This window comes from Phenylobacterium sp. LjRoot219 (assembly GCF_964252995.1).
Taxonomy (GTDB): Bacteria; Pseudomonadota; Alphaproteobacteria; order Caulobacterales; family Caulobacteraceae; genus Phenylobacterium.
In genome coordinates, this window is record NZ_CAXUQI020000002.1 from 1,402,224 (window position 1) to 1,420,796 (window position 18,573).

At 65.9% G+C, this 18,573-nt stretch carries 18 protein-coding genes and 1 pseudogene; 7 read left to right on the forward strand and 12 right to left on the reverse strand.

Annotation, left to right across the window (positions count from 1 at the left end; all coding sequences use genetic code 11):
- Positions 1-10: 10 nt before the first annotated feature.
- The gene (locus tag ACSQ14_RS24550; protein WP_436017476.1) at positions 11-541 is read left to right on the forward strand and encodes a VOC family protein; all 531 of its coding nucleotides are present in this window, start codon (positions 11-13) and stop codon (positions 539-541) included.
- Positions 542-898: 357 nt separating this feature from the next.
- On the opposite strand, the gene ACSQ14_RS24555 is transcribed toward ACSQ14_RS24550, so the two are convergent.
- The 5 genes from ACSQ14_RS24555 to ACSQ14_RS24575 all read right to left on the reverse strand — a co-directional run bounded on the left by ACSQ14_RS24555 (position 899) and on the right by ACSQ14_RS24575 (position 4,852).
- A complete protein-coding gene (locus tag ACSQ14_RS24555; RefSeq protein WP_436017478.1) occupies positions 899-1,693 on the reverse strand; it encodes an SDR family NAD(P)-dependent oxidoreductase in 795 nt (264 codons plus the stop codon).
- Positions 1,694-1,776: 83 nt separating this feature from the next.
- Positions 1,777-2,649, reverse strand: a complete 873-nt coding sequence (locus ACSQ14_RS24560) for an SMP-30/gluconolactonase/LRE family protein (protein WP_436017480.1) — start codon at positions 2,647-2,649, stop codon at positions 1,777-1,779.
- 24 nt (positions 2,650-2,673) lie between these two features.
- Positions 2,674-3,156, reverse strand: coding sequence for a VOC family protein (locus ACSQ14_RS24565; RefSeq protein ID WP_436017482.1), 483 nt, complete (start codon positions 3,154-3,156; stop codon positions 2,674-2,676).
- 40 nt (positions 3,157-3,196) lie between these two features.
- Complete coding sequence (locus ACSQ14_RS24570) at positions 3,197-4,357, reverse strand: cytochrome P450 (RefSeq protein ID WP_436017484.1); 1,161 nt, start codon at positions 4,355-4,357, stop codon at positions 3,197-3,199.
- Positions 4,358-4,531: 174 nt separating this feature from the next.
- Positions 4,532-4,852 carry a 2Fe-2S iron-sulfur cluster-binding protein gene (locus ACSQ14_RS24575; RefSeq protein ID WP_436017486.1) on the reverse strand — a complete coding sequence of 107 codons (321 nt, stop codon included), beginning with the start codon at positions 4,850-4,852 and terminating at the stop codon, positions 4,532-4,534.
- Positions 4,853-5,210: 358 nt separating this feature from the next.
- Here ACSQ14_RS24575 and ACSQ14_RS24580 point away from each other — a divergent pair, with 358 nt between their 5' ends.
- Together ACSQ14_RS24580 and ACSQ14_RS24585 are read left to right on the forward strand one after the other, a co-directional pair.
- Positions 5,211-6,131, forward strand: a complete 921-nt coding sequence (locus ACSQ14_RS24580) for an SMP-30/gluconolactonase/LRE family protein (protein WP_436017488.1) — start codon at positions 5,211-5,213, stop codon at positions 6,129-6,131.
- 10 nt (positions 6,132-6,141) lie between these two features.
- Complete coding sequence (locus ACSQ14_RS24585; protein ID WP_436017490.1) at positions 6,142-7,446, forward strand: NtaA/DmoA family FMN-dependent monooxygenase; 1,305 nt, start codon at positions 6,142-6,144, stop codon at positions 7,444-7,446.
- Positions 7,447-7,483: 37 nt separating this feature from the next.
- Here ACSQ14_RS24585 and ACSQ14_RS24590 read toward each other — a convergent pair whose 3' ends face one another.
- Entirely contained in the window at positions 7,484-8,527 is a 1,044-nt protein-coding gene (locus ACSQ14_RS24590) for a helix-turn-helix transcriptional regulator (RefSeq protein WP_436017492.1), read from the reverse strand.
- Between the two features lie 396 nt (positions 8,528-8,923).
- Between ACSQ14_RS24590 and ACSQ14_RS24595 the strand changes: the two genes are divergently transcribed.
- The 3 genes from ACSQ14_RS24595 (at position 8,924) to ACSQ14_RS24605 (ending at position 11,438) form a co-directional block, all read left to right on the forward strand.
- The gene (locus ACSQ14_RS24595) at positions 8,924-9,721 is read left to right on the forward strand and encodes an SDR family NAD(P)-dependent oxidoreductase (RefSeq protein ID WP_436017494.1); all 798 of its coding nucleotides are present in this window, start codon (positions 8,924-8,926) and stop codon (positions 9,719-9,721) included.
- A gap of 319 nt (positions 9,722-10,040) precedes the next feature.
- Positions 10,041-10,205: an excalibur calcium-binding domain-containing protein gene (locus ACSQ14_RS24600; protein WP_436017616.1), complete on the forward strand. Its 165-nt coding sequence runs from the start codon at positions 10,041-10,043 to the stop codon at positions 10,203-10,205.
- Positions 10,206-10,613: 408 nt separating this feature from the next.
- Entirely contained in the window at positions 10,614-11,438 is an 825-nt protein-coding gene (locus ACSQ14_RS24605) for a DnaB-like helicase N-terminal domain-containing protein (protein ID WP_436017496.1), read from the forward strand.
- A gap of 541 nt (positions 11,439-11,979) precedes the next feature.
- Here ACSQ14_RS24605 and ACSQ14_RS24610 read toward each other — a convergent pair.
- The 6 genes and pseudogenes from ACSQ14_RS24610 to ACSQ14_RS24635 form a co-directional block, all read right to left on the reverse strand.
- Entirely contained in the window at positions 11,980-12,462 is a 483-nt protein-coding gene (locus tag ACSQ14_RS24610; RefSeq protein WP_436017498.1) for a DUF4982 domain-containing protein, read from the reverse strand.
- A gap of 52 nt (positions 12,463-12,514) precedes the next feature.
- Positions 12,515-12,661, reverse strand: a complete 147-nt coding sequence (locus ACSQ14_RS24615) for a hypothetical protein (protein ID WP_436017500.1) — start codon at positions 12,659-12,661, stop codon at positions 12,515-12,517.
- 252 nt (positions 12,662-12,913) lie between these two features.
- Positions 12,914-13,105 (reverse strand): annotated as a pseudogene (locus tag ACSQ14_RS24620) (TetR/AcrR family transcriptional regulator); the annotation flags it as partial.
- Positions 13,106-13,192: 87 nt separating this feature from the next.
- Entirely contained in the window at positions 13,193-14,614 is a 1,422-nt protein-coding gene (locus ACSQ14_RS24625) for an acyl-CoA reductase (RefSeq protein ID WP_436017502.1), read from the reverse strand.
- 35 nt (positions 14,615-14,649) lie between these two features.
- On the reverse strand, positions 14,650-16,002 hold the full coding sequence (locus tag ACSQ14_RS24630) for a hypothetical protein (RefSeq protein ID WP_436017504.1): 1,353 nt from the start codon (positions 16,000-16,002) through the stop codon (positions 14,650-14,652).
- A gap of 364 nt (positions 16,003-16,366) precedes the next feature.
- A complete protein-coding gene (locus tag ACSQ14_RS24635; RefSeq protein WP_436017506.1) occupies positions 16,367-16,981 on the reverse strand; it encodes a TetR/AcrR family transcriptional regulator in 615 nt (204 codons plus the stop codon).
- Positions 16,982-17,198: 217 nt separating this feature from the next.
- Here ACSQ14_RS24635 and ACSQ14_RS24640 point away from each other — a divergent pair, with 217 nt between their 5' ends.
- The gene (locus ACSQ14_RS24640; RefSeq protein ID WP_436017508.1) at positions 17,199-18,560 is read left to right on the forward strand and encodes a hypothetical protein; all 1,362 of its coding nucleotides are present in this window, start codon (positions 17,199-17,201) and stop codon (positions 18,558-18,560) included.
- The last annotated feature ends 13 nt before the right edge of the window (positions 18,561-18,573 follow it).

The following is an 18,573-nucleotide window of genomic DNA, read 5'->3' on the forward strand; positions in this document are numbered from 1 at the left end:
GAGAACTGATATGTCGTCTGTGTTTGGAGATGTCCGCCAGATCGGTTTGATGTCGCGCGATATCGACCGCAGCATGCGTTACTTCGTCGAGGCGTGGGGAATGGGCCCGTGGTTCGTTCTTCGGAATATGAAGGCGTCGATGCTCTACAAGGGGCAGCCGCGTGAGCTTGAGGTGTCCATCGCGATGGCGAATTGCGGCGATCTGCAGTTCGAGATCGTCGAGCAACACAACGATGCGCCGTCCCTCTACCAAGACGCGCTGAAGCAGACGCCTGAGCTGCACGTTCAGCATGTGGCGGTCTGGACCGAGGACGTGGACGGCGTCGAAAAGGCCGCTCACGCCAAAGGCTGGTCTTCGGTGTTCGAGCCCCTGTCGGGCCCCGGTAGATCGGTGTTCGTGATCCATCCGAGCGAACCCAAGGTCTGCATCGAGATCAGTGACCGTGATCCGTTCAAGGAGCGCGTCCGCGAGGCAATCAAGCAGATCGCGGCGGACTGGGACGGCAGTTCGCCCATTCGCGAGGGTCTGCCACAACTGTGAGGAGCTTCGCCTAGCGCGGGGCCCGGCCAGAAAGGCTCGTAGCCTGCGGCGCGCCGCTATGCGCTGAATAGCAGGCCGCCCTCTCAGGCGCATTGCCTCAAAGCGGCGAGCGGTTGGGAGACCGGCTCTCATCAGGAGTTCCGGCGTCGTTGTCGGGTCTGCATCCCGCGTTAGCGGCGGCTTCGCTCGGCCACCGAGCATCGCTTAGCCCTCCTCGATGCGAGCCAGACGTAGGCGGTAAGGCCGACCACGTTGAGGGTGATCCGGGGCGCAGCTTTTCGGATCCGTCCGGTGGGACTCGCTGAGTCGTGCCCTATCCCGGGCCGATAGCCCCTCGCCTGGCGCGCCGCCGCGTGATCAGGGTCTCCGCGGTGGCGTCATCTCAACGAGAGGTGTGCCGAGCGCCCCATCTAGACGGATGGTCTGGCCATTAAGGAACGGCGTGCGGACGATCGCCTCCACAAGCGACGCATACTCCTCGGGCCGGCCGAAGCGCTTGGGAAAGGCTATGTTCTTGATCAGCTCCGCCTGGAGCGCGTCGGATGCGCCTGCCAGCCGCGGCGTGAGTATCGGCCCCGGTGCGATGGCGCAGGCCCGCACGCCGATCGCGGCCAGGTCGCGAGCCATCGCCAAGGTCATGCCGGCGATGCCGGCCTTCGCTGTAGCGTAAGCGACCTGCTTCGCCTGCCCCTCCCAGGCGGCTGTCGAGGACGTGTTGATGATCACCCCGCGCTGCCCGTCCTGATCGGGCTCGTTGGCGGCGAACGCGGCGGCGGACAGCCGAGAAATATTGAACGGCCCGTGCAGATGCATGTCGATCATCGCGCGAAAGACGCTCATGTCATGGGCCACTCCCGCCGCATCAGCGGTCGCCGGAGTAGGCAGGGACACGGCGGCCGCATTCACGTTGATCGAAAACGTTCCCAGCCTGCGCGCCTGCTCGATCGCGGCCGCGACCGCCGCGTCATCGTTGTGATCGCCCTCGAAGGGAATCGCGCGATCGCCGAGTTCGGTAGCCAGCGCTCTCGCACGCTCGCCAGAGTACTCGAAGATCACGACGCCTACGCCGAGCTCGACCAGGCGGCGCGATGTTGCGCCGCCCAACCCTCCGGCGCCTCCGCTTACGAGCGCCGAACATTTGCTCAGATCCATCTGAATCTCCAACGGGAAGGGACGCGACGCCTCGCGCGCCCGCGTGGTGAGATCAAGCCGCCGCAGTCTCGACCAGGCTGCCCTTAACCGGCAAAGCGCGGTTCAGGCAGGCCGCGCACCCCCAGCCCTTCGACGACGTAGGTGTATCCTGCGCCCTCCTCCGCGGGGTTGCCGAAGAAGGCCGGATCAATCGTCACGACGTACAGCTGATCGAGGTTCGGGCCGCCGAACATGACGCTGCCGGGCAGCGACACTGGAAGATCGACAACGCGCTCGAGCGCTCCCTCGGGCGTGAACGCGGCGATCTTGCCGCCCCCGAAGATCGCGGCCCACACCCGTCCTTCGCTGTCGACGGTGGCGCCGTCCGGCATGCCGCCCAGCGCCTGGGTGTCCGCAAACACCCGGCGCTCGCCGACGCGGCCCGTCTCCTGGTCGTAGGGAAAGGCGAAGATCGTATGGCGGGCGCTGTCGGAGAAGTAGAGCGTCTTGCCGTCTGGCGAGAAGCAAGGGCTGTTCGAATAGGTGATGTCGCCGCCCAGCCGCGTCAGGCGGCCGTCGGGCTCGAGGCCGTAGAGCCCGCCGATCGGCTTGGGGTCATGCATGTCGGTCTCGCACGAGCCGATGACGAAGCGCCCCTGCCGGTCGACCTTGCCGTCGTTGAAGGTCGCGCGCGGCGGCTGGTCACCGGCGCTGACGATCGGCGCCAGGGCGCCCGTCGCGAAGTCGAGAGCGTAGACCGTGTCCTTCATGGCGACCACGGCGCCGCCGCGCACGCGCAGCGCCATGGCGCCTGGGCCTTGCGGCAGCGTCCACTCCCGCAGCGATCCGATGGACGGCTCGTAGCGATGGATCAGCTGCCGGCCGATGTCGAAGAAGTAGAGTGCCTGCTCGACTTCGTCCCACACAGGCCCTTCGCCGCACAGGCAGCGGCAGGCGTCGATCCGGTTGATCTGCATGCCATCCTCCGGATTAGCCAAGGCTTACGCGCCCTCGCTCGGCCATCCCAGCATCGCCCGGCCTTCCGGCGTCGCCCACACATATTCGAGGTAATGGCCGAGGCTCTTACGGGCGTCGATCAGGACGTAGTGAAGGCCGGGCCCCTCGCCTTCAAACACCACAGGCGCGTCGAGCTGCGCGACCTCGGCGCGCATGGCGTCGAGGTCGTCGCGCCGCACGGCGATGTGATGCTGGCGCGGACTCGCGTCCGCCTCGTCCGCAGGCAGGTAGGCGGAATAGATGTCGGTGAAGCCGGAGATCGGCTGGATCAGCTCGATCTGCAGCTTGTCCACCCACGCCAGCGCCACCCGCATCCGGGCGGACTTCTCGCCGTCCGGCGTCTTCAGGCTGAAATCCGCCTCGATCGGCCAGAAGCCCTGAACCCCGTGCACCTCGCCGAGCATCTGGATCGCCTTGTCGAGGTCGTGGGTGACATAGGCGTTCTGATAGTGCGCTCGCAGGGACATGCGGTGTTCTCCGTTGATGTTGGACGTCGCTCGGCCGGCCTCAGGCTGCGGAGGGCGTGAGCTTGAGATGCAGCTCGGACAGGCCGCGGATGATGAAGCTCGGCTCGTAGGCGAGACGCCGGGCGCCGCGCGGGCCGTGCTTGGCCTCGTCCATGTCGATGTCCGCGGCGTGCTCGAGGAACTTCTCAAGGATCACGCGCACTTCGACGCGCGCGAGCGGCGCCCCCGCGCAGACGTGCGCGCCGCGGCCGAAGGCCAGGTGCTCCCGGATCCGCGGCCGGTCGAGCACGAACGCGTTTGGATCCTCCCAGCGGCGCGGATCGCGGTTCGCGCCGCCAAGGCAGAGCATGACCTTGGTGCCGGCGGGGATCTTTACCCCGCCGATCTGCGTGTCGCGGCGCGCGAGGCGGGTCGTCTGCTTCGACGAGCCCTCGAGCCGGAGCACCTCTTCGAGCAGCTGAGGGATCAGCGACGGATCGGCGCGCAGGCGATCCTGCAGCCCCGGCTGGTCGATGATGTACCGCATCGCGTTGCCGAGCAGCTTGGCGCTCGTGTCCTGCCCGGCGCCGAACAGGAAGGTGGTGAGGTTGACGATCTCGATCGCCTCCGGCGTCGATCCGTCGGGATACTTCGCGTTCGCCAGCTCCGACATGACGTCGTCGCGCGGGTTGGCGCGGCGGTCTTGCACGTAGTTCATGAAGTCCGCGCCCATCACCACCAGGGGGTGGGTCTCGGCCGTGTAATCGTTTTCGTTCTGGTCAAGGCTGCCGGGCGGCGGCCCCGCCTCGATCGCATCCATGAAGATCTGCCGATCCTCCACGGGTACGCCCAGGAGATCGGCGATGACCATGGTCACGAAGGGAGTCGAGATGGTCTTGATCAGCTCGACGCCGCCGTTGGCGACCGCGTCCCTGACGAGCTGCTCGGAGTACTCGCTGATGAACTTCTCGTTGGCGCGTAGACGCGAGGGCGTGAACAGCCGGCTCAGCAGCGCACGAGAGAATGCGTGGCGCTGGTCGTCGTAGTTGACCAGCAGGTCGCCGCCGAGAAACTTGGGGCGATTGGCCTCGATTTCGGCGGCGATGTCCGCGCCTTCGGGCTGGAAGGGCAACGGCGCGGCAGCGCCCTGCAACGCGATGATCGATGAGAAGTCACGGTTGTTCTTCATGACCTCCAGCAGCTCGTCGGATCCGGTGACCATGACGTAGTCGCGGCCCGGCGGCTGGTAGACCGGGCCCAGGGCGCGGATGGCGTCGAAGTAGCTATAGGGATCGACGAGGATCTCGTGATCCGTGAAGAAGTCACGGTCTTCCAGGCGTTGCATATCCGCTCTCCGCTCGGGCTCAGCGATTTTCAGTTTTCAGGTGATTCAGGGTCAGTCTTCAGGAGCGATCGTGACGCGAAGCGCGTCCTGACCTTCGCTCATCCGGATCTGACACGAGAGGCGCGAACGGGCGTCACGGTGGCTCGAGCTGTCGAGCAGGTCGCTCTCGTCGTCCTCGCTGGCCGCTGGCAAGAGGCCGGCGCAGATGGGATCGACATACACATGGCACGTCGCGCAGGAGCACACGCCCCCACACAGGGCGAGCAATTCGTCGACGCCGCCGTCGCGGATCACTTCCATGACGCTCATGCCAATCGGCGCCTCGAGCTTGTAGGTTTCGCCGGCGCGCGTAGTGACTGTGAGCTGGGGCATCCGTTGACCTGTCGAGTAGGGATCGTGGGGAATGGCAAATGCAAACCAATCCGTCCTGTCCCATATGGGATAAGGAGAGCGGGCCGAGTGCAGGGTCGCATCAACGGCCGTCCGCGATTTCGCTTGTCCCAAATGGGACATGACGCGGTCGCCAACCCTGCGCCATCAGGGGCTCCAGCGCCGGCAAGCCGAGGAGGAGACCAGCCGCGACGGATTATGGAGGGACATCGGCGCGCAGGCGGGCGCCCGCCTGTCCGGACCCTGCTGCGTGAGCTCCACCGATGAACGGGGGCGCGGCAGTCGCAGCGGACGGTGCGCGCTACGTCCAAACAGTTTGGGCCAGCCTGAGAGAGACTTGATGTTCGCCGCCCCTCCCCAGATCGACGCGCAGGCCTTCACGGAAATCCCCGCCGAGTTCGGGCGCCATGAGCCGAACGAGTGGATCAACATCCAATTTCACGGCGCGTCGACGCCAACCTTTCTCGAGGGGCCGTGCTTCGACAGCGAGGGAACTCTCTGGGTCACCGACATCCCCTGGGGCCGGCTGTTCAAGATCGGGCCGGGCGGCCAGGTCTCGCTCGGCGCAGAGTATGACGGCCAGCCGAACGGGCTGAAGTTCCTGAAAGACGGCCGCGCGCTGATCGCCGACCACCATCACGGCCTGATGCTGTTCGATCCGAAGCGCGGGACGGTCGAGCCCTTCATCACTCGCCACCTGCTGGAGCCGTTCAAGGGCTGCAACGACCTGACCGTGGCCAAGAACGGCGACGTCTATTTCACCGACATGGGCCAGACCGGCCTGCACGATCCGACCGGCCGGCTGTTCCGCCTGCGCGCCGACAACGGCCGGCTGGAATGCCTGCTCGACAACATCCCGAGCCCGAACGGCCTGGTGCTCAACAAGGCGGAGACCATGCTCTACCTGGCCGTCACCCGCATGAACGCGGTCTGGAAGGTGCCGCTGCTGCCGGGCGGCGACATCAGCAAGGTCGGCGTTTTCGTCTATCTGAGCGGCGGGACCAGCGGCCCGGACGGCCTGGCGATCGACGAGGCCGACAACCTGGTCGTCTGCCACAACGGCTTTGGCGCGGTGTGGGTGTTCAATCCCCGCGGCGAGCCGATCCTGCGCATCGAATCCCCACGCGGGATCAACACCACCAACTGCGCCTTCGGCGGTCCCGACAACAGGACACTCTACATCACCGAGTCGCGCACGGGGACGATCCTGACCGCGCCGATGCCGGTCGCCGGCCGCCAGCTCTACCTGCGCGACCTCTAGGGGATAAACCGTGGCCGATCAGATCCACCTCGTCAGCTTCCTGATCCACTCGCCGATCAACCACACGATCGGCACCTGGGCGGACCCGGGCGACAACCGCCTCCAGGCGATGGCCGACGTCCGGCTCTGGCAGGATCTCGCGCGAACCCTCGAGCGCGGCAAGTTCGACGGGGTGTTCTTCGCCGACACGCCCGGCGTCTTCGACCGGTACAGAGACCGGGTGGACGAGGCGGTTCGCTACGGAGTCTGCTGGCCGACCCACGATCCGGTGGTGTTGCTGAGCGCGCTCGCAGCGGCGACCGAACACCTGGGCCTCGCCGCGACCATCTCCACCGGCGCCAATCATCCGTACTCCGTCGTCCGCACGCTGGGCTCGCTCGACGCCCTGAGCGGCGGCCGCGCCGGCTGGAACATCGTCACCGGCCACCTGCGCGGCGAGCACCGCGCCTACGGCCTGCCGGAGCTGCCGCACGACCAGCGCTACGATCGCGCCGACGAGTACATGGAGCTCTGCTACGCCCTGTGGAGCAGCGTCGGCGAGGGCGCGATCCTGGCCGACAAGGCCACCCGCCAGTTCGCCGACCCGGACAAGGTGGCGCGGGTCCGCCACGCCGGCGAATACTTCAACTGCGAGACCGTCGGCCCCGTCTGGCCCTCGCCGCAGGGCCGCCCGGTGCTGTTCCAGGCGGGCTCCTCCGGCCGCGGCCAGCAGTTTGCGATCCGCCACGCCGACGTGGTCTTCGCGGTGCAGCCGAACCTGCCCGGCATGAAGAAGTTCATGGACGACTTTCGCGCCACCGCCGCTGCGCAGGGCGCGCGCGAGCCGAAGGTCTCCTTCGGCGTCCAGCCGATCCTCGGCGGCACCGAGGCCGAGGCCAAGGCGCACCTGAAGGCGTTGGAAGAGCGGATCCCAATCGAGGCGGCGCTGACCCGCATCTCCGGCACGCTCGGCGTCGACTTCAGCGCCTACGAGCTCGACCGGCCGCTGCAAGAGATCCAGACCCAGGCCTCGCAGGGCCTGATGAAGGCGATGGCCTCCGGCTTCGGCGACCGGCCGTTCACCCTGCGCGAGGCGGCGATCCGCTATGGCCTCGCCATCGGCATCCCGCAGATCGTCGGCACGCCCGAGCAGGTCGCCGACCAGCTTGAGCAGATCTGGCGCGAGACCGGTTGCCACGCCTTCAACGTCACCCCGACGGTGATGGCGAGCTCCGTCGCGGCGTTCGTCGACGAGGTCGTCCCGATCCTGCAGAAGCGCGGCATCTACCGCACCGAGTACGAGGGTCGGACCTTCCGGGAGAACCTCCACCTGTAGTCCAGGCTCTCCGAAGCAGCTGAACATACCCGCTAGCTCACGAATCCAGCCCTGTGACGCCTTCGGCTGAGACCCGGCTGGCCGGATCGGGCGCAGACGCAATTGCCAGCACGCTTCGCATGACGATGCGCACGAGGTCCGGCAGCCCGCGAGCCCCGGTCTTGGCGTAGACGGCCTTGGTCTGATTCCGGGCCGTCCCAACCGCGACGCCGAACTCCTCCGCAGCCTCGGCGATGGTCATGCCTCGGCATAGCGCGAGCGCCATTTCGGCCTCGCGCGGCGACAGGCGGAACAGCTCAGCGAGCTGGTCGCGGCACTCGACCAAGCCCCAGCTGTCGCCATGGACATACGCGATGGCGGCAGGCGCCGCCGTGGCCGAGATCGACCGGCGCTCAGCAGGCAGGAGCAGCATGTCCAGCCAGGGATCCCGGCTTATGGTGATGGCGCGTGGCCGGCTCGCAGGATTGGAGGCGACACGCCCGATGAGGCGAATAAGCTCCTGCTCGAGCTCCTGTGGTCGGGCCACAAGGCGTCCGCTGCGGGAGCGGCTCAGCACGCCTGAATGCGCCAACACGTGCGCGCCATGCTGGTCGCAGTCGAGCACCCGGCCGGCGCTGTCCAGGGTGATCCAGCCGAACTGAAGCCGCCGAACGGCTTCTCCTGTCAGAGACGCCTCGAACTGAAGTCGCTCGAGCGCCACATACTGCCGCAGGACGCCGCGAAATACGCGTGCGATCTCGGTGAGCAGGACGTCGTCCGCTGGCAGGAAGTCCTCTCCTCGGCGGACGAGCGTCAGCCATCCATGAACGCCGGAGGGCTCTTCGACTCGGACCTGCCTGAGGGCAGTGATGTGCTCCATGGCCAGGACGCGCCGATGACCATCGGACCGAGGATCGCCAGGTGGTCCCAGCAACTCATCCAGCGCGTAGACGCGCCCCTCGACGGAGTGCAGCGTCTTATCCACCATGAAGTCTTGGGGAAAAATGTGCTGCCGGTAGGCATCCTGCACCCATTTCACGGTCTCGCCTGAAACCAGCGTCAGCACCTCTTCGAACGGTCTTCCGAGCATGCGGAGATTCATGATGGCGCCGTCCGCTGACGTCGCCTGCCGCAAGAGGTCGAGAAATCTTGCCCAAGGGGACGGCTCGAGAGCGCCCTCAACCAGGGCGCAAAGCAGCTCGAGCTCCCCCTGACGTGTCACCATGGTCCTCCGTCGCCATTGTCCCAAATGGGACATGACGGCTGCCTGGGCCGTTTGGCAATCAGCCTCGACGAGATTTCAAGCTACGCGCTCGCAAACGCCATCGAGCGAGCCAGGAGGCTAGGTGAGCCGCGAACGCCCTTGTGACGGTCGGGAGCGGCGATCCCGTGGCCTCCACCCTAATCACCCTTCGCGCGCTTCGGTGCGGCTCTTCGAGCGACTGGACCACTGACGCGCACCGGTCGGCGCAACAAGTTCACAGACGAGGTTCACGGCATGACCATCGCCGACGTATCGGACAAGAGCATTGCTGAACTGACGTCCCTGTCAGGTCGATGCGCAGTTGTAACTGGCGGGGCGCAGGGGCTCGGCAAGGCGATCGCTCGTCGGTTCGCCGAGGCCGGGGCTTCCGTTCTGATCGCAGATCTCAACGACGTGTTAGCTCGAGAAACGGCGGCCGAGCTGAGTGCATCCTGCGACGGCCGTGTCATTTCAACCCGGCTGGATGTGGCCGACACGGCCGCAATCAACGCTGCCGCCGAACTGGCTGAGACGCAGCTTGGGGCCATCGACATCTGGGTGAACAACGCGGGAATCTTCCCCTTCGTCCCGCTGCTCGAGATGACCGACGACACCTGGGATCAGGTGATGGACGTCAATCTCCGTGGAGTGTTTGCCGGATCCCGCGCCGCCGCGCGCTCGATGATCGCCAACCAGCGAGGAGGGGTCATCATCAACGTGGCCTCGCTCGCCGGCTTGGCGGGGATCTCTCCCGGCCTCGGGGCCTACGTGGCCTCTAAGCATGGCGTGGTCGGTGCGACGCGCCAAATGGCTCTGGAACTGGCGCCCCACGGCATCCGCGTGTTGGCCTTGGCGCCAGGCGTGATCAAGACCGAGACCAACTTCTCGTCCGCACCAGCCCAGGCGGAAGCCACCATCCCCATGCAGAGCAGCAAGCTGGGTCGCATCGGCGTGCCGGACGACATCGGGCGCGTCGCGCTGTTCTGCGCGTCCGACATGGCGCTCTTCATGACCGGAAGCACCCTCCTGGTCGACGCCGGGATGCTGGCATGAGCCATCAGCAAACGCGCGTAATCGGAGCGGCCGGAGCCGACCGGTTCCGGCTCGGCATCCTTGTCTCCGCCTCACTGAGACGAGCTTCGCGCGTAGCGCCACGGGTCTCGGCCCTTCTGGAAAGCTTGACCATTGGGCTCGTTGGCTTCTCATCCCAGGAATGCGCTTGCACCGGCTCAAATGGCGCCTCCGCCAGCTCACCACTGTGCAGCTTGTGCTCGCGGCTGTGGGGGTGTTCGCGGCGGTCCTTACTGGGGGCCTATTCGCACCGAACCTGATAGCAGGCGCTCGCGCCGCTGGCGGTCTGTTCGCACCGAGCATGCGTGGAGCGGCCAGCGGGGAGCCCGACTTCCGCTACTTCCCCAATTGCGCGGCCGCGCACGCCGCAGGCGTCTATTCGATCCACCGAGGCGATCCAGGCTATCGGGAGCGGCTGGATCGCGACGGGGACGGACGCGCCTGTGAACCCTACCTGGCCCGGTAAAGCGGTTCGCTCTCGGACGCCGAAAGCTTGCCCTTAGCCCCGGCTGGGCGGCCTTCGATGAAACGCTGAACGCATTCGAACTGGCGCTTCCGCGAAGCCCCACGTGAGCACCTCCATAATCTCCGCTCGCCCGGCGGATCGACATCGGGCTGAACTGTGGAACCGATCCGTGCTTGACGAAGTTGACGAGACTGCCCAACTTGGCATCTTCAGGAGGTCGCTATGGCCAGCGCCGTCACCAGAAAGACCCGCGGGAGCGAAGGGGTCGGTCAGCGAACCGCAGACACCGGGCGTTTCCGCGGCGCGGCGGGGGGCGGTCGACGCTCAGATGGGAACGGTCCAGGATTAGCAGCCGTACTGCAGCAGGTCGACGACGCGGTCCGCACTGCCTACTGGTCGGGCCGCCCGATGAAGCTCACCGTTCTTCTGCAAGGTGGATCGCCTCAGGTCGAGATCGGGGCCGAGCCGCTCGATGCTGAGAGTTCGCCCGTCGTCGATCTCAAGGCGGAAGAGGCCCTGCTCGGCGCGCTGCTCCTCGATAATGACGGCTTCGACAGCCTGGGCCCGACCCTCACCGCCGAAGACTTTTCTGAGCCGTTTCACCAGCGTCTGTTCACCGCCATGTGGGATACACGCCAGACCGGTGAACTCGTTGAGCCGATCCGGATGGCCGAGCGGTTCGCCAAGGACCTGGCGTTCCCCGAGCTTGGCGGCGTTCGCTATCTGGCGGAGCTCGTGGTACGCGCGCCGCCGATCAAGGACGTGCCGGCACTCGCCGCGCGGATTGGCGGGTTGGCCATGCGCCGACGGGCGCGGACGGAAGAGGACGACCTGGACGTTGCCCTCCGGGAAGCCCGCGCCCGAGGCGCGATGCGCGCCGCGAAGGTGCTGGCTGGCCCGGAGATGCTGGGCGCCGATAACTTCGCAACGCTGATCGGCGCCACGCGCGAAACCGTCCGCCAGAAGCTCAAGCGCGGTGAAGTGCTTGGCTTGCAGGGCGCCAAGCGCGGCGTCCGCTATCCAGCTTGGCAGGTGACGCAGGATGGCGGGCTACTGCCGGGTCTGCCGAAGCTGTTCGAACTGTTTGGCGACAGCCCCTGGGCGGTGTTCCGGTTCCTTAGCCAGCCCGCGCCCGCGTTCGGCGGTGAGTCCCCCAAGGACCGCCTGCGAGCGGGCAAGGTCGATCAGGTGCTGGACCTCGCCGAGGGCCAGGCGCGCGGGGACTTCGGCTGAGTGGGGCCCGATCCGCCGGAGGCATTTGCGCGCCGGCCGCTCATCCTGCACGAGGAGCACGTCGGCGCGAGATGGCTCCGGCTCTACCAGCGGATTTTCCCTGATCCGTTGGGTTTCGGACGCGCGCCCAGCCGGTTCAGCCCGCAGGCCCATCTCGAAAGCCCTATGGCGTCGTCTATCTGGGCTCGTCGATGAAGGTGGCCGTCGCCGAGACCCTCGCGGCGTCGAACGGGTCGCTCCCAACCCCCTAGGAACCAGCGCCCGTGGGGAGACCCTGATTGGCTTTAACGGCCCAGGCGGCTCACGCCGAAGCCCTTCGCTTCTCTCCCCCGTTCGACCCCGCCTCCACTTCTTCTGCGCGCTCACGCAGGGCCTGCGCTTGCATCAAAAGCTCCTCCTTGTCGGGGCGGAACGAGATGCATTCGGCTAATCTGACCAAAAGCATGGCCTCTTGCCTGTAGCGATCGGCGTCTGCGTCCATAATCTCAACCTTTAAAGCGAATGGATGGACGCGGGGGCGCGACGCCGAGAACAGCCACAGTCAGCGCGCATCCCAAACCAGCGGCAGGCGCTTCATCGCCACTTTGCCGTAGTCCGCCGCCTTGTTCAGGCTGCTGGCCTCGCCGCCAACGAAGAAGGCGTCCGATCCGAACCGGGCCGTCGTGGACTGCGGCGCCATCAGGGCTCCGCTGTCGATGCGGATCTGCAGCGCCGTCTCCGGCGCCAGCTTCCAGACGATGCGATCCTGCGCCTCGGTCCCAGGGAACCGCCCCGAGGCCACGAGGACGTTTTCGCCCGGATCGAGCCGCACGGCGGGCCAGACGCAGGTCATCTGTGGGCAGTCGGTTCGCGTGCCCAGGGACCTGCCGTTGAGGGTTAGCTCGGTGCTCTCGGCGTTGCTGTAGACCCGCACATCCGTGACCGGATAGGCCCGATCGACATAGCGCCGGCCGTTGATGTGCACGGTCGAGCTCTGGCTCCAGTTCGCCTTATAGAAGAAATCCCCTACGGCAAGGTGCTGCATCCCGGCTCAAGCAGCCTCGGTGCAACCGAGCGAGGAGTTCAGCCAGAGGTCGTCATTTCAGGGAGATGTTGCGCCGGCGGCCGGTCACATCGACGATCAGCGCATTGAACAGCGTGACCACGTTCTCCATCGGGTAGTCTTCGGGCTGGCGCATCCACCAGGAGAAGATCTCGAAGATGCCGCTAGTCACAAATGGCACGGCAAGCTCCTCGGGGATCCAGGGGTTGGCTCGCGGCCCGACGGTCGCGATTTCCCGCGATATGCGGCTGAACTCCTGGCGCATCGCTGACGAGGCGCCGCCGTTAAGCAGGACCGTCCAGAGCCTTCGACGAGATTGCACATAGCTGCAGAGCTCCTCCGCCGAGCTCTCGCCTCGCCCACGCGACATGGCTTGCTGGCCCAGCGAGAGCAGGCGCCTGACCTCTTCGGTTGCGATACCCTCGAGCAGCTCTTCCTTGCTGGCGAAGCGACGGAAGAACGTCGGGTAGCTCAGGCCGGCGGCCTCTGTGATGTCCTTGATCGCAATCTGCTCGAGCGGCTTGCGCTCAAGCAGATCAAGAAAGGCGGATCGCAGAGCTTCAAGCGAGCGCTGGGCCCGGGCGTCGTCGGGCTTCGTTGGTGTCGTGGTCCGCGGTCTGGCCAGCGCAGCTCCCCCAACTCAATGCTCCGCACGAGTAGCCGGGAAGCGCGGCCGCCGCTAGCCCCGCTTCCCGGCTAAGCTGTACGACAATCAGCCTTCGACACCGTCCTCGTTCGCCATCCAGTGAACGAACCGGTGCAGCGGATACATCGCGTCGTGCGGGTTGCCGATCGCGCTGGGACCGGCTTCGCCGAGCCGAACGACCCGCTGCGCGCCGGCGCTAGCGAGATGATCACGCAGCTCGGCCATTCGCTCGAACGGATACACGCCGACCGTCTGCGTCGCAACGTTCACATGCTTGAGCGCATCCATGAGGCTGGGCACGCAGACCACATTTGATGTCTTACGCAGCGGATGGAAATCGACCGGCTCCTCCGAGCGGATGGCGACGCCCCGTCCGTCGCTAGCGCCGAAGACGGCGTAGTCGTCATCCATCATCCGCAGCACGTCGATCTGCTCCTTCAACTCGCTGTCGAGCGGACGCGGCGTGCCTTCGCCGAAACGGTCGATACGGATCTGCTCCGCCAGAGCTTGGCAGTAGCGATCCGCCTGCTCCGGTGTCGCCTCGATGAAGGTGAAGCGGCTCGACACGCAAGGCTCCTGGCCGCCGATCGAGACGTCGAAGGCGTTCAGGGCCGCGGCCTCGCTCAGGGTCTCGTCACTGGCGAAGGCCTCCTTGCCGACCATGGAGATCGAGGTCTTCGGATCGAAGGACACCAGCTGGAAGCCGGGGCCGATGTACTTCATCACGTTGTTGATCGCATCGCCGCCGCCCCAGGCGACGAGCTTGTCAAAGTACTGCGGCCGGTAGAGGACGCGCTCGACGCTCTCCTCGCCCCCGCGCCAGTAGATCGCCGACATCGAGCGGACGACCGGGTGGTCCGGATCCACCTCCGCCATGGTGCGCAGGAAGGCGACCGTCGAGAACGGGTCGGCCGAGGCCATCTTGAACAGGCTGACGGACTTCACCAGCGCGCTCTGCGCGATCGAGCGGATGCCCTGGCTGGGGGCGTTGCCGGGAAGCACGTGGACCAGCCGCGGCGCGAACGCGCGGATGAAGCTGCGCCGGCCCTGGTGGTCGGTGTGCGGAACCCACCCGTCGAGCGCCTTGGGGTTCGGGAAGTTCTGCTCGACCAGCTCCCATAGCGACTTGCGGTCGAGATACTCGACCGAGCTCTGCATTTGATATTCGATCGACTTCCGGGGCTGGAGGCTGACCTTGGCCATCCGGTCGATGGTCGCCTGGACGTGGGCGTTGTTCGGGTCCGCCAGCTTTTGTCCAGCCTCGTAGAGGAAGTCGATGATCTCCGACAAAGGCGTGTTGAGAAGCGGCGGCAGCTCCGTGCGCGGATGCACGAGGCTGTCCAGATCGATCTTCGGCGTCGCGAACTCGACGCCGAGGTCTCGCGACCGGTGGACCTGATCAAGGCCCTCGACGACCTTGCCGCGGATGAAGAAGGGCGCGGAATCGACGCCGCTCGATGCGCTCTGGGTATCGGCCAGGATGGTCATGGATCTGCTCCAGGAGACTTGGGTTCAGCCGAGCGTCACGAAAGCCCGCGGACGTAGGCGTCCACGGTGCCCGCGCAACCGATCTTGTCATCGCCTTCGAGATCCGAATAACGGGCGATGTCGTCCCTGATGGACGGCGACTTGCTGCCGCAGGCGCAGGGCCGGAAGTCGATCTGGACGCGATCGCCCGAGATCACCCCGCCCCAGCGTCCGTCCATGGAGAGGTCGAAGAAGGCCGCGCGCGCTTCGACCTCGCCGTCGGCGTAGCCCCGGACCAGGGCGTCGCCTTCCTTGTTCAGGGGCAGGGCGACGACCCAGGCCGGAAGGTGGTAGCGACCGCCTTCCTGGCAGCGCGGCATGGAGCTGTTGAGCTCCTGCATCCCGTACATCTGGTAGATGTAGCGGGGCTGCAGATTGAAGGTCTCGTAGACGTACTCCCGGTAGTTGGCCGGAAGGTTGGCGCGCTTGAGCCCGCCGCCCAGGTACACGGCGTTCTCCGGGTGGAAGTCCTTGCCGCTGAAGCCGCGCGCCCGGATCGCCTCGGCGAAGGGATACAGCGCGCCCCACATGCCGGTGATGTAGAGCCGCTCGCCGCGCTTGCTGATGATGTCCTCGACCGAGCCGGCCAGGGCGTCGGCGAGGCCCTGCTCACGTGACGCGGCCTGGGATTCATACTCGGCGATGTCGGACGGCTTGGCGGCGCCGTCGGCGATCGCCTGCCGAAGCGTGATCATCTTGGTGAGCGAGCCGACCGTGACCGGCGGCAGGCCGGACTGGACCCGCGGCGCGGCCGGATCAACAAATGCGCCCAGCATCGCCTGGCCCATCGCCGCATTCCGCGGCGTGAAGGCGACAGCGCCGGCGGGCCCGGCCATGGTCCGCATGTCGCCTGCACGAATGTCGGAGCCCCACTGCACGGCGGCGACGCCGTCGCGGCTGGCGAAGTCGAGGTCAGCCTTGGAGGCCACCAGCATGGCGGACTTGCCGGTCGTGCCGCTCGAGCAGGACACGAAATGGCCCGCGCGCCCGCAGGCTTCGACCCAGTCGTCGATCTCGCGGACGTCCGACAGATCCACATTGTTCGTTGGATAGGCGGAGACGGTGCCCAGCCACTTGGTCAGCCGGTCCCACTTTTTCTCCTTCAGGAAGCTCTCCGGGTAGCTCTTGTAGGCGGTGTGCGGCAGCAGCAGCGGGACGGCGTCGTCCAGGCTGCGCACCTCGTCGACGCCCGCCTCCTTGGCGCGCATGTCGACCAGCTTGATCTTGCCGCGCTGCTCCTGCAGCCGCTCGTTGATCGCCGCGACCTGGGCCTCGTGGATCTCGTCGTAGGCGGCGTAGGCGTCGGCCGTGCCCGCACGGCTCAGCAGCTCGTCGCAGTGCTTGCCCAAGGTTCTCTCTCCCACAGCTCAGAGCGGGCCCGGGGACCCGCGTTTGATGAAGGCTTATTATGTTATTTCATGTAACACAAGATGCTATCGATTGGGCCAATCGCCGCCCGGGCAGTTCCAGCCCTTGTGGGGATGTCGTGCTATCGGGAGCCGGAGGCGGCCCGGACGTTCCCGACGTCTCGGCGCGGCGGCGTCGGTGAGGACTCCGCGCCTCCCGCCGTCCAATCCCCTGCCCTTGCTCGACTTCGCCAGGACCCCACACACCCAGGTGAGAACGTCACCACCCAGCAGTAGGCAGGACGCTCCTGCGCAGGGAGAACGCTGCGCGATCCGGGCCGCTCGCCCCGGCCAATCTGTGCTGCGCTTAAGAGTTCGCTCGCCCCGCATCAAACTGGCGCAGATAGGTCTCCATGAACGCCTCGACCTCGTCGTGGCCGACTGTCAGGCCGAGCGTCGCCTCGCGCCCCATCACGCGCGCCAAGCTCGCCATGGCAAGGCTCAGGACAGCGGGCGTAACTGTTTCGTGGAGGCCGCGTCCCGCAAAGTGACGCGAGATAGCTTCAATCTCCAATTTCCGGAACTCGGCGCCGTACCGGGCAATTTCCGCGCGGATGCTCTCTAGATGGTTGGCCACCGCCATGAACTCCATGGCGAACCAGCTACCATTCGGATCGCTATAGTACTCCCAGAGGGATCTTAGAGGATTACTTGAATTCAGCGCGCTATCAAGCGTTTTAAGCGTTCCCTCCGCTCGGCGTCGGAAGACCTCGAGAAGCAATTCTTCGTGAGTGCCAAAATAGTAGTATATAATCTGGTGGCTTTTGATCGAAGCCTTCTCGGCGATCTTCCGCGCCGTGACCGCGGCGTATCCCTCTTCCCGTATCAGTTGCTCGGTTGCGTCTATGAGGGCATCGCGCGTGACTGTACTCGCGGCGAGCGAAGTTTTGCGACGCGCCCGGCTGGGGGTGATCTCGGACATTGCTCCAACCGTACACCGCTGTTTCCCGCCGGGCACGCCCAAACCGAGAGCCCCCGCGGCGCCAAGCCCTCGATCAGGATTTTTACCGGCCGGTGAATCTCGTTGCGTTTTACCATTAGGTAAAGGAGAGTGCGTGCAAGCCGACGCAAAAAACAAGTCGGCTGCGAAGAACTGACCGGAGCCGAACGACGCCAAGCTCCGGCGAAGGGAGGATGAAGTGAAACTGGCGGCTGATCTCAGCTCCGAAGCGGACCGGCTGGTAGGCTTGGCCGACTCCGAAAACCCCTTCGATTATGACTACGCCGAGGTGCTGCCGCGGCAGCTTGCAGCCGTCGACGCGCGGTTCAAAGACCATGTCGAGAAGATCAAGCTTCTGCAGAACCGCGCCGAAAGCGGAAAGGTCAGCGCCGTTGCAGTGATGGCGGACATCGTCCCTCTCTTGTTCGCCCACACCGCTTACAAGAGCTATCCCGAGACTTGGCTGATGGAGCAGAAGTGGGATCGCCTCAGCCGGTGGCTCGATACGGTCTCCACAAATCAGGTGCAGGCCTTCGACACCGCGCACATCGGCGGCCTGGACGATTGGCTCCTTCGGCTGGAGGAGCAGGGCCATTACGTCTCCTGCTCAAGCGGCACGACCGGTAAGTGCGCCATGATGAACGCCACGAGCGGAGATCTCGAGTTCGCCGGTCGAAGCCTCCTTCAGGGCTTGATCTGGGCCGGTTTGAAGCCGAACCGCGACCGGCGCATGATCAGCATCGGCCAGGTGGCGTCGACGCCTCGCAATCGCGCCAGCGGCCGGCCGATGGCCGAGGCCTTCAATGCCCCGGACGTGCAACCTTTTGTTCCAGATGTCCCGCCCATCACCATCGGCGGGATCGTCGAGATGGTGGTCCTGCGCAAGAAGATCGCGGACGGCACGGCCAAGCCGACGGAGGTCTCCTACTACGAGAGCCAGGCGCTCGAGCGGGAAAAGGCCATTGAGGCATCCGTTGAGCAGGCGGCCGAGGCGATCATCGAGAGCCGCCACATGGACCTGCATATCATGGGGATGCCAGCCCCCCTTTTTCGTGTGGCGGAGCGGGTCCGTTCAAAGGGCTACAGCGGCAAGGACTTCCAGAAGAACAGCACCTTCACGAGCGGCGGGCTCAAGCGTGAGCAGCTGCCATCGAACTGGCGCGACATCATCTTCGAGACCCTCAATTTTGCTCCGGAGCGGGTCGTGCAGTCCTACGGAATGCAAGAGCTGAATACGAACAGCTTCCGCTGCACCGCCGGCCGCTACCATGTGCCGCCCTGGCTCATGCTCCTGCTGCTCGATGAATCCGGCGAGAGTCTGATCGAGCCGCCGAAGGCCGGCGAGGTGGAGGGGCGCGCCGCCTTCTTCGACCTCTCCATGGAGGGACGCTGGGGCGGGGTGATCTCCGGGGACAAGATCCGGGCGACATGGGAACCCTGCAGCTGCGGGAACCGCAGCCCATCCGTCGCGGACGACATCCAGCGGTACGCCGACCTGGCGAACGGCGACAAGATCGCCTGCTCGGGCACGATCGACGCCTACGTACGCGGGGTGACCTGAGCGGCCCTCAGGC

Bases quoted from the DNA above. Each gene is read 5' to 3' on its own strand.
- ACSQ14_RS24580 (WP_436017488.1), top strand. From the start codon at position 5,211: ATGTTCGCCGCCCCTCCCCAGATCGACGCGCAGGCCTTCACGGAAATC.
- ACSQ14_RS24600 (WP_436017616.1), top strand. From the start codon at position 10,041: ATGCGTGGAGCGGCCAGCGGGGAGCCCGACTTCCGCTACTTCCCCAAT.
- ACSQ14_RS24605 (WP_436017496.1), top strand. From the start codon at position 10,614: ATGAAGCTCACCGTTCTTCTGCAAGGTGGATCGCCTCAGGTCGAGATC.
- ACSQ14_RS24555 (WP_436017478.1), bottom strand. From the start codon at position 1,693: ATGGATCTGAGCAAATGTTCGGCGCTCGTAAGCGGAGGCGCCGGAGGG.
- ACSQ14_RS24635 (WP_436017506.1), bottom strand. From the start codon at position 16,981: ATGTCCGAGATCACCCCCAGCCGGGCGCGTCGCAAAACTTCGCTCGCC.
- ACSQ14_RS24565 (WP_436017482.1), bottom strand. From the start codon at position 3,156: ATGTCCCTGCGAGCGCACTATCAGAACGCCTATGTCACCCACGACCTC.
- ACSQ14_RS24550 (WP_436017476.1), top strand. From the start codon at position 11: ATGTCGTCTGTGTTTGGAGATGTCCGCCAGATCGGTTTGATGTCGCGC.
- ACSQ14_RS24610 (WP_436017498.1), bottom strand. From the start codon at position 12,462: ATGCAGCACCTTGCCGTAGGGGATTTCTTCTATAAGGCGAACTGGAGC.
- ACSQ14_RS24570 (WP_436017484.1), bottom strand. From the start codon at position 4,357: ATGGTCACCGGATCCGACGAGCTGCTGGAGGTCATGAAGAACAACCGT.
- ACSQ14_RS24625 (WP_436017502.1), bottom strand. From the start codon at position 14,614: ATGACCATCCTGGCCGATACCCAGAGCGCATCGAGCGGCGTCGATTCC.
- ACSQ14_RS24595 (WP_436017494.1), top strand. From the start codon at position 8,924: ATGACCATCGCCGACGTATCGGACAAGAGCATTGCTGAACTGACGTCC.
- ACSQ14_RS24590 (WP_436017492.1), bottom strand. From the start codon at position 8,527: ATGAATCTCCGCATGCTCGGAAGACCGTTCGAAGAGGTGCTGACGCTG.
- ACSQ14_RS24560 (WP_436017480.1), bottom strand. From the start codon at position 2,649: ATGCAGATCAACCGGATCGACGCCTGCCGCTGCCTGTGCGGCGAAGGG.
- ACSQ14_RS24575 (WP_436017486.1), bottom strand. From the start codon at position 4,852: ATGCCCCAGCTCACAGTCACTACGCGCGCCGGCGAAACCTACAAGCTC.